This is a genomic window from Nostoc sp. C117 (genome assembly GCF_043099735.1).
Lineage (GTDB): Bacteria > Cyanobacteriota > Cyanobacteriia > Cyanobacteriales > Nostocaceae > Nostoc.
Window position 1 is genome coordinate 2,370,639 of the sequence record NZ_CP170991.1, and the last position, 11,879, is coordinate 2,382,517.

13 protein-coding genes are annotated in these 11,879 nt (G+C 39.9%); 3 read left to right on the top strand and 10 right to left on the bottom strand.

Features of this window, described 5'->3' with window-relative positions; all coding sequences use genetic code 11:
• Positions 1-44: 44 nt before the first annotated feature.
• Entirely contained in the window at positions 45-374 is a 330-nt protein-coding gene (locus tag ACFG4S_RS10820) for a hypothetical protein (protein WP_392534791.1), read from the bottom strand.
• A gap of 99 nt (positions 375-473) precedes the next feature.
• Here ACFG4S_RS10820 and aat point away from each other — a divergent pair, with 99 nt between their 5' ends.
• Complete coding sequence (gene aat, locus ACFG4S_RS10825) at positions 474-1,049, top strand: leucyl/phenylalanyl-tRNA--protein transferase (protein ID WP_392534792.1); 576 nt, start codon at positions 474-476, stop codon at positions 1,047-1,049.
• Positions 1,050-1,367: 318 nt separating this feature from the next.
• On the opposite strand, the gene ACFG4S_RS10830 is transcribed toward aat, so the two are convergent.
• The 6 genes from ACFG4S_RS10830 to apcB form a co-directional block, all read right to left on the bottom strand.
• Entirely contained in the window at positions 1,368-1,703 is a 336-nt protein-coding gene (locus ACFG4S_RS10830; RefSeq protein ID WP_334805129.1) for a XisI protein, read from the bottom strand.
• The gene (locus tag ACFG4S_RS10835; RefSeq protein WP_392534793.1) at positions 1,691-2,110 is read right to left on the bottom strand and encodes an element excision factor XisH family protein; all 420 of its coding nucleotides are present in this window, start codon (positions 2,108-2,110) and stop codon (positions 1,691-1,693) included. The genes ACFG4S_RS10830 and ACFG4S_RS10835 overlap by 13 nt, the downstream gene beginning before the upstream one ends.
• 83 nt (positions 2,111-2,193) lie before the next feature.
• Entirely contained in the window at positions 2,194-3,837 is a 1,644-nt protein-coding gene (locus ACFG4S_RS10840; RefSeq protein WP_392534794.1) for a Z1 domain-containing protein, read from the bottom strand.
• A 343-nt stretch (positions 3,838-4,180) separates the two neighbouring features.
• Positions 4,181-4,378: a hypothetical protein gene (locus ACFG4S_RS10845; protein WP_392534795.1), complete on the bottom strand. Its 198-nt coding sequence runs from the start codon at positions 4,376-4,378 to the stop codon at positions 4,181-4,183.
• Complete coding sequence (locus ACFG4S_RS10850; RefSeq protein WP_392534796.1) at positions 4,375-4,851, bottom strand: hypothetical protein; 477 nt, start codon at positions 4,849-4,851, stop codon at positions 4,375-4,377. Before ACFG4S_RS10850 ends, ACFG4S_RS10845 begins: the two co-directional genes overlap by 4 nt.
• 235 nt (positions 4,852-5,086) lie before the next feature.
• Complete coding sequence (apcB, locus tag ACFG4S_RS10855; protein WP_392534797.1) at positions 5,087-5,596, bottom strand: allophycocyanin subunit beta; 510 nt, start codon at positions 5,594-5,596, stop codon at positions 5,087-5,089.
• A gap of 358 nt (positions 5,597-5,954) precedes the next feature.
• Between apcB and glnA the strand changes: the two genes are divergently transcribed.
• Positions 5,955-7,379 carry a type I glutamate--ammonia ligase gene (gene glnA / locus ACFG4S_RS10860; RefSeq protein WP_392534798.1) on the top strand — a complete coding sequence of 475 codons (1,425 nt, stop codon included), beginning with the start codon at positions 5,955-5,957 and terminating at the stop codon, positions 7,377-7,379.
• A 106-nt stretch (positions 7,380-7,485) separates the two neighbouring features.
• On the opposite strand, the gene ACFG4S_RS10865 is transcribed toward glnA, so the two are convergent.
• Positions 7,486-7,686, bottom strand: a complete 201-nt coding sequence (locus tag ACFG4S_RS10865) for a hypothetical protein (RefSeq protein WP_392534799.1) — start codon at positions 7,684-7,686, stop codon at positions 7,486-7,488.
• Between the two features lie 366 nt (positions 7,687-8,052).
• On the opposite strand from ACFG4S_RS10865, the gene ACFG4S_RS10870 reads away from it, so the two are divergent.
• Positions 8,053-8,952 carry a ferritin-like domain-containing protein gene (locus ACFG4S_RS10870; RefSeq protein WP_392534800.1) on the top strand — a complete coding sequence of 300 codons (900 nt, stop codon included), beginning with the start codon at positions 8,053-8,055 and terminating at the stop codon, positions 8,950-8,952.
• A 634-nt stretch (positions 8,953-9,586) separates the two neighbouring features.
• On the opposite strand, the gene patX is transcribed toward ACFG4S_RS10870, so the two are convergent.
• Entirely contained in the window at positions 9,587-9,913 is a 327-nt protein-coding gene (gene patX / locus ACFG4S_RS10875; RefSeq protein WP_392534801.1) for a heterocyst-inhibiting protein PatX, read from the bottom strand.
• Positions 9,914-10,020: 107 nt separating this feature from the next.
• On the bottom strand, positions 10,021-11,790 hold the full coding sequence (locus tag ACFG4S_RS10880; protein WP_392534802.1) for an FAD-dependent oxidoreductase: 1,770 nt from the start codon (positions 11,788-11,790) through the stop codon (positions 10,021-10,023).
• Between the last annotated feature and the right edge of the window lie 89 nt (positions 11,791-11,879).

Here is an 11,879-nt window from a genome sequence, read left to right on the forward strand (position 1 = left end):
TGGTCATTGGTCATTTGCAAAGGACAAATGACAAATGACAAAAATTATTGACCACAACACTTATCAATTCCCAGGCTTTCTAAGAGTAGATCGCTGACGGCGTTGGCGATCGCAAACTCTCCATAAAAACTATTGGAAAAATCATACGACTGCATCTCTGTGACAATGGCAATTACCAGAGAACCAAGGTCGTTTTCTCCTTCCATCCGTTGACGAACAAAAATCTGGGCGGCTCGTTGAGCAATCTTTTGGTTGACTGCTTCGGGGATAAATTCTGTATCTAGCCACCGCAGTAAACGCTCTCGTAACCATTCTCCTTCGAGTAGGGCATTTTCAGGCGGTGGTAGGGTGATTGGTGGAATTGGTTGAGTCATATTTTTAAACGCAAAGGAACGCTAAGGGAAACGCAGAGGAACGCAGAGAATGATTGTTAGCATCAAATTGCGTTTCTCTACTGTTTTTTATATTTATTTATGCAATATGATATCGCTGCTATTATTCAAGGTTATGCACAAGGCTATTTTCTCATGGCTGATGAGCGCGATCGCCTGAGTTGGTACGGAAGTCGCGATCGGACTTTGATTCCTTTGGATGAGCGGTTTCGTTACCCCAAGTCTTTGCAGCGTGTCCTGAATCAAGAGCGGTTTACTGTGGATATTAACCGGGACTTCCAAGCTGTGGTGGCTGGGTGTGCTGACAGAGAGACAACTTGGATTTCACCAGAATTGGAAAAGATTTACTGGCTACTTTACCAGAATGGTTATGCTTATAGTTTTGAAACTTGGCAAGGTGACGAACTAGCTGGGGGAATTTTAGGGATTGTGATTGGCGGCGCTTTTATTGGCGAGTCAATGTTTTACCGCATTCCCGAAGGTTCAAAAGTCGCAATGGTCAAGTTGGTGGAAAGATTGCGTCAGAGGAAATTTGTGTTTTTTGATGCCCAAATGATGAATCCGCATTTGGAAAGATTTGGTGCTTATCGAGTTGGGGATGAAGAATATCAAATGCTACTTAAACAAGCGTTGCAATCTCGTTGTTGCTTGGTATAGGGGTATAGGAAAAGGAAATTCCCCATAGGATTAATAATTTAGTTTTTGCCCAGTTATTTTTGGAAACGCATTTAGGTTATTTTCAAAACATACAGCATTTACGAGTACAACTGCACAATTTGGGATACAACAAATAATTCTTTGCATATATTTAATTAATAAAAGTAAATGCCCCTTGACAACAAAAACCAAAGTGCGATCAAAATTCCTCCATCAAAAGTAATTCCATACTTTGTGGAGGATCGCCCTTTGACAGCTCAGACAAAAGTGCGATCGCCCTAACTTATTTCTTCTTCGAGAATACACAATTAAAGATAATTAAGATACAGCAAAATCCGTATATTGCCGTAGTTCAGCGGGATGGAAACCCAAAACAATATCTTCGCGCAAGATACCCGCTTCTAATAATGCCTCTGCTACTGGCTGGGAAGTACCATCATATTGAATCCACACTTTATCATTAATAATATCTATATGTACCACCGAACCATGTACGCGGCGCACTCCATCCCAGCCAATATGTAACACTTCATAGTGATCTCGCTCCGAGTCAATGACTGCTTCTGTTTCTATTTGACCGTTAGCAGGCTTATGAGTTGCATAGTCAAATATCAACTGACGAATAATTTCACGATATCGAGCTAGCTTATCCATCTGATAATCCTCTCTAGTTGCTCGTCAAAGACAATTAGGTTTATTCCTATACTATTAAGAATTAGCTGACCAAAGCGTTCAGAAAATATACCTTCATAGACTCGCTTGGGAACTGCTAAATAAAGTTGGCGTTTTGGTTGTAGTTCTTTAAGCACGCTGCGATAAATTTCATACTGTCCTACAGCTTCCTGGAGGTCACTTACGGGAGAAGGACTCAGAAAACTTTTGATTTCAACAGCTATTTTTTGATTATCTCTCTCAGCAGCAATGGTAACTCTTTCTGCTCCAATATCTACGTAAAGTTCTCTACCCCCATAAGCGAGGTATAAGGGATCGTTGGTTATTGTCCAACCATCTGCTATAAGTGCTTTAATGACTGCGGCGTGGTAGATGTCTCTGGCTGGCATTAGTCGAAAGATAGCTCCATAAACACAGCTTTAATCTAGCAAAACTTTTTTACAGAGGCGCGATCGCCAATTCAAAATATCACCTATTCATCTTCATCATAATTAAACATTAAAACAAATTTTTGTTTAGGTAAAACTAACATAGGTAGATATATAGGATGACCATCCCATTTCTTGCTTTTTTCACCTTTTTGATAGCAAACAATTAACGTTGGGACATCGGGATATTTCTCTTTAGCCTCTAATGACCACCTACCTGATCCGAAGCCAAACATCCACTCAAAAGGGTCTTTTCTCGTCATGTCTAATCCTTGATTATTATTTCTTTCACCTCTACGAACATTTAAACGACCCTTTGTCATACCTTGTGATTTTATATTTGTTAATCCTTTGATAATACGTTTATCTTCCCATTTTTCTGAGAAGATATAATGACTTTTTGTATAATTGAGTAGTTTAATGATAAAGTCTATATCAGTTTCATAATATTGATTATTATCTTGATAATTTATTAAAAGTTTCTCAATTTCTTTAAAATTATCCTCGATTTCTTCTTTTTTATAGGCTGGATTTTGAGGAAAAACTAATGAACCTGGTACTAAGACATTAATGACTGAAGGATCTAAAACATTAGAACGAGTTGGTTTTAGGTTTCCTCCTATCCAAACAGGCTGAAGTTTAATATTATGAATATCATCTCCAATTGCTTGACGCATAGCTTCATCCGCTTCGTGAATAGAACGAAAAGCGTCTAGTATATGTTCTGCTATAAAGAGACGAGTTACATCTTTTAGTTGTGGACGATAACCATACATTCGAGCATGTTGATGAACCGTATCCATTACTTTTTGTTTTGCATCACGCCCATAATAAGTTACCATTAAACCATCAATTGTTACACCTCTACCTAATCTATTTCCTCCTATTAAGATATTCATACCAGGATTATAATTAGGTTCTTTTTCGGGATTATTTGCATTAATTGTTTTAGTATGAATTGCGTTTCTTAGTTGAATTTTTAACTCATTTATTAATTCAATCAATGGAGGTAAGTTATTAGCCGTTTGTTTTAACTCTTTATAAGCTTCTTCTAACCATTTTTGGGCTTGCTTATTTTCTGTATCTGAACTCTTTTCTCGAATTGCTTTATCTAAATTAATTACAAATTGAGTAATCACCTTTTCTAATACACTATGGATATCTTGTTTATAACAAACATGAGCAAGAAAAGAATATTTCTCATCTTCTTTTTGAGAAGATAACATTTTGTAAGTTGAACCTAAGAAGAAGGAACAAAGTGCAAGTCTTAATCCATCAGGAATTATCCATTTATTACCTGGATTTATAGCACCTTTTTGTTTCTTTAATTGGTTAATTTCTTCAGCATCTACAATACAACAGTATTTACTGTTCTCAGCAAAAAATAACTCTCCTCCCATATAACTATCTCCCGGCTCTGGTAATGCTGCACAGAATTTTGGCTTACAAGGATGAGGGAGACTTTGTAATAATAAACTTTGGGGAGTTGCTGTGATTTGAATATAAATATGATTAGCAACCTCTTGACGAATTTTACCTATAGTCTCAAAAATTTTACTATCATCAATTGCATTTTTTCCTTTTTTAGCTTGTTTAGATTCATTCGTATTTAAACTAGCGTTATCCGCTTCATCATCAAAAATTAAGGTAGGAACACCTTTGACTTTTGCTGCTTTTAAAACCTTCAATAAATTATCCAGGTGATGACCATTTTTTGTTGAAACTAATACAACACCTATATCTGTATCTTTTATATAAGGTGCAACTTTCGTATCTGCAAAACCATCAGGGTCTTTTTTCCATTCTTCCCAATCAAAAAAAAACAGGGTCGTCTTGAACTTGATTATTGAAACGATTAGCAGTTTGTTTTCCTAACCATGTATTATCAGAGGTTAAGACAATAAAACAACGAAAATTATTTTCATGAGCCAGGGCTAAAGTTGCAATAGTTGTGTTAGTTTTACCACTTTAAACTCGACCATAAATAAGTCCAGTTGTACCATTAGGAATAGGGTCTTGTCCCTTATAGGGTTAGCTCACTAAACCCGTACTATTTTCCCCCACATCACCATAACCGAAATTTTCTGAATAAAATTTGACACAATTTTGTACAACTTCAATAGCCGTTTCTTTAAGCTTACTTGCTTCTTTTTGTCCGATTTGTTTCTCTAATCTCTTAATTAATCTGTCAATACAGTCGCCATTAGTTTTAATCTGAGTGGATGTCATAGGTTATTTGATGTTGATAAAATTACGTCAGGCCAATTATTTTGAGGGACTGTCTGCTCTAAGGGAACTCTCCCCGTACCTTTAACATAATAACTCCCTCTTAGTTCTCTTTTTACAGAAACACGCTGCTTGCCTAAACCCTCACTAGGATCAATAATTTTCCATAGTTGTTGTTCTGATAGACAACAAACGCCATCGCGATGACAAATCAACGCTATAAAAAGTTTGACATCAGGATAAGTTTCACGAAATATTGTCAGTGCATTTTCTTCCTGTGAACTGAAGCTAAATGACCATGAAGAAGTAGGTTTTTTTGATATTTTAAATAGTATAGCTGATTCTTGATTTGAGCTTTTTATAGTATAGAGAGATGAATGAATATAAGATAAATAACTGATAGAGATATAAGATGTTCCTTTGAGGAGTCGAAGAAAAGCTGCACCATGCAGAAATTCTAGATCATTAATACTCATAGAACTATTACCAAAAATTATTTATATCAATAATAAACATTATAAGAGCAGGTATAAAATTTTCCCAGTAGTTATGCTCGTTGTAATACCAATTAATTTGTCATACAACAAATAATTTTTTTATTAAGAAAAATAAACGCACTTTGCCAATAAAGCCAAAGTGCGATATATATTAAGTCCACTTACGCGAACTTTATTTGTATAGTTCTACGATTTCTAGTTACAGGACTAGATGCTAAATATCTATCTCGCTTAACTCGCGTGTGATGTGATCAAATGGTTCATCCACAAAAGCAGTATTCAGCACACCTGCGGCTGCTACTTGTTCCTTAATCAAATCTTTGAGAATTTGGATACCGCGAACCGTAGGTCCAATAGGTACTCCTAGAGAATTGTAAGTTTCTCGCAGCCCTTGTAGCACACGCTCATCCAACACATTTGTATTTCCTGCAACCAGCGCATAAGTGGCGTAACGCAAGTAGTAGTCTAAATCTCGCAGACAAGCCGCATAACGACGAGTTGTATAAGAATTTCCACCAGGACGAATTAATTCTGGTAGTTCTTCATATAACTTTAAACCAGCTTGCTTGACAAGTGCAGCCGCATTAGAATTGATTGCTGCCGCCGCTTGTACTCGTGCTGTACCACTGTCAAAGTAAGACTTCAGGCTATCGAGTGCATTCCGGTCAAAATACCGACCAGCTAAGTCATAATTCTTAATTAAACTTGTTACCGCATCGCGCATTCCTTCTTCTCCCAATCCTTGCTATTTATGGTTTGATATTTATTTGGCTGCACTTGGGCACCAGTAAATTTTTGTGCTATTTAAATATAGATTTGGCACAAAAACAATTTATCCACTATTTAAGGATTTTATGCCAAAGTTGACCCCTATATGATGAACTTTCCAGTTTTGTAAAGATGATCGCCGAAAGGTTAATATAACCTGATAATCCAGATATCTGTAACACAGACTACAAAATCCCCTAATGTCTAGTATTTAAGATATTTCTGGTGTGTCACGGCTTGATTGAGATCAGCAGGGTTAGGATGCAATGTAAGATTCTGGTTTACTTTAGGAAATTGGTAGAGAAGGAGTAACAATGACAACACCGCAAGAAGTCCTGAAAAGAATTCAAGATGAAAAAATTCAGCTGATTGATCTCAAATTCATCGATACAGTAGGGACTTGGCAGCACCTCACACTGTACCAAAACCAAATCGATGAGACGGCATTCACTGATGGCGTACCTTTTGACGGTTCCAGCATCCGGGGTTGGAAAGCGATCAACGAATCGGATATGACGATGGTACTCGACCCTAACACTGCTTGGATCGACCCATTCATGGAAGAGCCAACGCTAAGTATAATTTGTAGTATCAAAGAACCCCGTACAGGCGAATGGTACAACCGTTGTCCACGGGTTATTGCCCAAAAAGCAATAGATTACTTGGTTTCCACTGGTCTTGGTGATACAGCCTTCTTTGGTCCTGAAGCTGAGTTCTTCATCTTTGACAGTGCTAGATTTGCCCAAACCGCCAACGAAGGCTACTACTTCTTAGACTCCGAAGAAGGCGCTTGGAATTCTGGTAAAGCCGGTACAGATGCAAAACCCAACTTGGGTTACAAACCACGCTTCAAAGAAGGTTACTTCCCTGTTTCGCCGACGGATTCTTTCCAAGATATCCGTACAGAGATGCTGTTGACGATGGCGCAATTGGGTGTACCCATTGAAAAGCATCACCACGAAGTCGCTACTGGTGGTCAGTGCGAATTAGGTTTCAAGTTTGGCAAGTTGATCGAAGCGGCTGACTGGTTGATGATTTACAAATATGTCATCAAGAACGTTGCCAAGAAATACGGCAAAACCGTCACCTTCATGCCAAAACCAATTTTTGGCGACAACGGTTCTGGAATGCACTGTCACCAGTCCATCTGGAAAGATGGTAAACCCCTGTTCGCAGGTGATAAGTATGCTGGTTTGAGCGATATGGCGTTGTACTACATTGGTGGGCTTCTCAAACACGCACCAGCGCTGTTGGCAATTACTAATCCCAGTACCAACTCATACAAGCGCCTAGTACCTGGTTATGAAGCACCTGTTAACTTGGCTTACTCCCAAGGTAACCGTTCTGCTTCTATCCGTATTCCTCTATCTGGTACTAACCCCAAAGCCAAACGTTTAGAATTCCGTTGTCCAGATGCTACTTCTAACCCTTACTTAGCATTTGCTGCAATGCTTTGTGCTGGTATCGATGGCATCAAGAACAAAATCCATCCTGGTGAACCCCTAGATAAGAATATCTATGAACTCTCTCCAGAAGAACTGGCAAAGGTTCCTTCAACTCCAGGTTCTTTAGAACTGGCGTTGGAAGCACTGGAAAACGATCACGCCTTCTTAACAGAATCAGGCGTCTTCACGGAAGACTTTATCCAAAATTGGATTGACTACAAGCTAGCTAATGAAGTCAAGCAATTGCAGCTACGTCCTCATCCCTACGAGTTTTACCTCTATTACGATGCTTAATTAAGTGCCGTATCTAAAAAAGTAACAAGGTTTGCCACCCTAGAGTAGAGGGTGGCTTTTTTTTTCAGAGTTGTCAGTTGAGACATTCACTCAAAAAATCAACCTTTTAACTCATGGAAGCATGACTTGACCCGTACATCATCCGAGCGCTAGCATCTACCTTCCCTTGAATGGGGTTCCAGTAGTGGGAAGCTTCTTCAGGAAGACCAAGTTCTTGTGCAGCACGCATCAGCATTGATTGTTGGCGATTTTTGACTTGTTGATGTTCGCGCACCATTAACGCACGAGATTTATCTGCGATAGACATAACCATAGTCCTCTCTATTTGGTGAATATATAATTTTGGACTCTTCAATAAATTCAATATAACAAAAATCTGTAGCATACGCTACTGTTTTTACATTTTCATTAGAAATTTAGATTTTAAATTTTTGAATTTTAATGATGTAAAGCTTGCTATCAAACCTTTATGGCAGTTTTGTGATTAAAATCATTATTCATAAGTGATAACAATTTTTACAAAAGTTTATATTTTGAGGTTTGAAACTTGAGGGAAGATTGAGTGATTTATTTTTTGAACTTTGAAGTTTTTTCTTTGATTGAGAACTAATACAGCAGTTACAAAAAACTAAGTTACGATCAAATACAGATTTATAAAACTTTACATAGTCTGATGACAGTTACCTACCCACATAAATTTCAGAATGCTTTAAGTGCGAGGGAAATCTTGAAACGGGTGGTATGCGATCGCGAAATCCATCTAATTACCCTGAATCGCTACCGCTACAGCGAACAGCGCAGTTGCAAAGACCTGACTGACTTAATCGAACAACTCAATGGACAGCCACGAGAACTAGTGCGGGATTTGTCTCATCACATCTCAGATGAAGCTCGTCATGCCATGTGGCTAACTGACTTATTAGCAGAACTGGGAGCAGATATTGGTAAACCACCTGGTTCATCCTATATCAATGAATTTGAACGCCTGCTCGATCGCGAACAACAAGATCCAGTCCAAGGCCTTGAAGATTTTGTCATTTCTTCTCTTGCTGCAATTAACGTCACCGAAAAACGGGGTTGTGAGTATTTTTCTGCTCACATTTACGCTCTCAAGCAAGCGTCACAAACCGAAGAAAATATTAAAATCCGGGAAACAATTGCAAAAATATTGCCAGAGGAAGCAGGACATGTGCGCTGGGGTAACCGTTGGTTGGCAGAACTAGCGCGTAAAAGTCCAGAACATCGGCAAAAAGTAGAGCAAGCCAAGCGAAAATATACCGCTATCGAACAGGCAGCGTTTGAATCAGGAATGGATATCACCTTGGGAGCCGAACTGCGGCGAGTTGCCAACCTGGTGGAAGTAGCAAATACCATGCCGCTTTGGCAGCGTCCCCAGTATCTAATGGAACGTTTACCCCAAACTTTGTTAGCGCCTGAATTGCAATTTACTAGGATTCAGGTTGCACAAAAAGCTTGGCAGCGCGACCCACAGGCGTTTTTCGAGAATTTTGTGCCGATGTTCCTCAACGGCATTCAGCGAATTGAAAATAACCGCAAGAAAACAACCGTTTGAAAAGAGGAGAGTGGGGGGAGCAGAGAAACAGAGGAGAAGTTGCAGCAAGTTTTTCCCTTCTGCCCCCATCTCCTCTGCTTCTGTAGCCTCTTTCCCATGCCCAATGCCCAATGCCCTAGAGAAGATGAGGCGAAGGGGATTTCAAGCTTCGGCAAAGGACACCAAACAGATGTCAAAGCGAAGAACAATTATTTGTTGATGTAGATTGGCAGCTACTCAATCTGTGAGAAAACCTGTTTGGGAATAAAGATAAGTTACCTTAAGGTTGTTTCCCCAATTAGCAAAATGTCCGAATTAGATGTATTTTAAATTAGTTGATAACCTAAGTAACATCTGTTTCTAAAGCAGTTGAGGATTGAGTTCTCAGGAATACGAGTAACAGTTGTGTGGCTTTTGAGGAGTTGGTGATACTGTGGATTGAGGCATTTGATTTAATTTGCCTTTTCATTACCAGAATTTATGCCAACTACTATATATACAAAGCTTGCAGTTGAAATACTAAGCGATCGCTGAAGATTTTCGTGTGTTAACTCTATATATGTCTGCCAGAAAAGCTGTGTGAGAAATGTTAGCACAACATCCTGTTTTCTGGTCGTTTGTTTCCTTAGCAAAAAGAGGCATTACTCTGCGGTGGTTAGACAACAGCATAGATATTTGCGAATTTTTGCGTTACTTCTCTGCGCCCACTACCGCGATGACGTGGCGCATCATCTGTGTTTTGTTCAGATTCCGCCGAGAGCAACTGTTGCCAATTAGGCATACAAAGTAGCCGATTCTCTGGGAAAGTTCTCTTTGCCCTTGGTATTGGCACAGTCAGAGCTGAAAGCCCGCGCACTCTGGGGGAAGCCGCAGAATCGTCTACAGACTTTCCGCTGGATAAGTGATTGACCATTGCTTGGCAGTTAGAAGCTAAGGGGCCGAACACCAGACTCGAAACTAAAAGTGAAATGGCAGCACGCATAGCAGATGTCTATTTTGGAACTCTCCACTTCACTGATACTTAACTTTTTGATGAATATCCGGACAATTTGTCAAAAAGTATTGTGTTTTACTGAAAATAAAGTCTTCTTATACTCCGTCCAGATGTTCGACTAAGAACCAATTACTGAAGTGATTCTGACGACCCCACACTGTAACTAATTGTTCGTGGGGATAAGCGTGTAACTGCTCGTTGATATACGATCGCAAAGTCACAAGCTGCCAATTTTGACCTTGATATGCGGCTGGTGCAGTAACAGTGAATCTGTATTCCTGCTGACCCAACCGGTAGAAAATACCTTGGAAACAGTTATTTTCTGAGGTTAATACCTTGTCAAAAGTAGAATCAGAGTACTTATCCTTTGATGCCCAAGGGCAATTACCACTAGCTGGATAGGCTTGTGGGTTATTTAAGTAATACAGTTGCCAGTGCAGCCAATCCGAATGATTAGGTGGTAGATTAAAAAAAGGAATAATTACGGCTCTAGCGCGATCGTCTTGTAATAACGCCGCTTGTAGCTCCCTGACAGGTAAATCCCTCGGCTGACAGTTTAACTCAACACACATGGCTGCTGCCATTCCTGCTGCTTGACCAATGCCCATAACCACGGGTTGTAATCTGGTTGCGCCATTGGCAATGTGAGAGACAGAAATATTCTTTTCACAAACCAAGAAACCGTCTGTTGTAGCTGGGATTAGACAACTGTAAGGAATTGTAAAAGGAGTCCCAGTCCAGCGTCCGCCCCAACGGATAGATTTCGGTTGTAGTGGAAATTGAACATCAGGGTAATGATGATCGTTGGCGTAATTACCAACAGCGATCGCATCATTAAATATAGATGCAACTCTACTTCCGGCAACAGGCAAAATATCCTGTTCGCGGACAGTAGTTACTCCCACTAAGCGCCGACTTTCTCGGTAATAGGGATGTAGTGCAAAAGCTGTAGGCGTGTGAGGAAATACTTGTTTTGCTAAACCATAGCGACGGCCAAGTTGATTTTGAATAAAATGGGCAAAATTTTGACTGTGCCAGCGTGATTCTTGGATGAATTCACCTCTGGCTACGTCTGACTTTATCAGTCGCTCAACCCCTTCGCCGTAGTCATTGCCACAGATTGGCCAATTAATCATGAAGCGATCGCCAGGCAAGCGTCCATAATTTAAAAATGTCTCAGCGCCATAGTTATCCCAAGCACCTGTAAACTGGGATGGATTATAGTTAGGGGTAGCCGGAATTTCTGGGGCAACGGCTTCACCAAAATCCTGCATAATCACTACATAAGTGGGCGCTTGCACCGGATATCTCTCGGTTAAAGAGTTAAAAGTCACTGGGGCGCTGGGTTCTCCCCACTCAGATTGCAATTCCCAGCCCCAGCGGTAAGGTATCTCAGCTAAAGCCAATAAATCTCCTAATTCTGTGGCGTCGAGAATAATTTTGGCTGTTACAGCAAAATCAGCAAAGCGGACACCAGTAATAGAATCACCTTGTCGGAATACCTCTAAAGGTACTTGTCCAGAAATCCAATGCAGATTCGCCAATTCCTGCACCCAATTGGCAAAAATCTCTGCCCCAATGCGGGGATCGTAACTAAAAAAGCTTACCCAGCTGTTATCTAATCCTCCGGGCTGTCGTTGTCGCAATTCCTGCAAAAAGGCATCCCATAACCCTGTTTGAAAGGCTTCTAATTCGTTACCATCTGGTGCAGATACTCCAGCCGAAGTTAGCATTCCTCCTAACCAAGGAAATTCACTCACAAGAATCGTTTTGGCTCCTCGTCGCGCCGCTTGGATAGCAGCTGCGGTGCCTCCGGTTCCACCACCGACAACTAAGACATCAGCTGTGTATGTTTGATTAACCATAAATAATAATTTACGTATTTTTGACGAAGATACATAAGAATTTATCCTGTTTTATCAGCATTTTATTATTGTCTAATGTTTGTATTAGC

What these genes read in the sequence shown, in the direction of transcription:
- ACFG4S_RS10820 (WP_392534791.1), bottom strand. Translation starts at nt 374, where the DNA reads ATGACTCAACCAATTCCACCAATCACCCTACCACCGCCTGAAAATGCC.
- aat (WP_392534792.1), top strand. Translation starts at nt 474, where the DNA reads ATGCAATATGATATCGCTGCTATTATTCAAGGTTATGCACAAGGCTAT.
- ACFG4S_RS10830 (WP_334805129.1), bottom strand. Translation starts at nt 1,703, where the DNA reads ATGGATAAGCTAGCTCGATATCGTGAAATTATTCGTCAGTTGATATTT.
- ACFG4S_RS10835 (WP_392534793.1), bottom strand. Translation starts at nt 2,110, where the DNA reads ATGCCAGCCAGAGACATCTACCACGCCGCAGTCATTAAAGCACTTATA.
- ACFG4S_RS10845 (WP_392534795.1), bottom strand. Translation starts at nt 4,378, where the DNA reads ATGACATCCACTCAGATTAAAACTAATGGCGACTGTATTGACAGATTA.
- ACFG4S_RS10850 (WP_392534796.1), bottom strand. Translation starts at nt 4,851, where the DNA reads ATGAGTATTAATGATCTAGAATTTCTGCATGGTGCAGCTTTTCTTCGA.
- apcB (WP_392534797.1), bottom strand. Translation starts at nt 5,596, where the DNA reads ATGCGCGATGCGGTAACAAGTTTAATTAAGAATTATGACTTAGCTGGT.
- glnA (WP_392534798.1), top strand. Translation starts at nt 5,955, where the DNA reads ATGACAACACCGCAAGAAGTCCTGAAAAGAATTCAAGATGAAAAAATT.
- ACFG4S_RS10865 (WP_392534799.1), bottom strand. Translation starts at nt 7,686, where the DNA reads ATGTCTATCGCAGATAAATCTCGTGCGTTAATGGTGCGCGAACATCAA.
- ACFG4S_RS10870 (WP_392534800.1), top strand. Translation starts at nt 8,053, where the DNA reads ATGACAGTTACCTACCCACATAAATTTCAGAATGCTTTAAGTGCGAGG.
- patX (WP_392534801.1), bottom strand. Translation starts at nt 9,913, where the DNA reads ATGCGTGCTGCCATTTCACTTTTAGTTTCGAGTCTGGTGTTCGGCCCC.
- ACFG4S_RS10880 (WP_392534802.1), bottom strand. Translation starts at nt 11,790, where the DNA reads ATGGTTAATCAAACATACACAGCTGATGTCTTAGTTGTCGGTGGTGGA.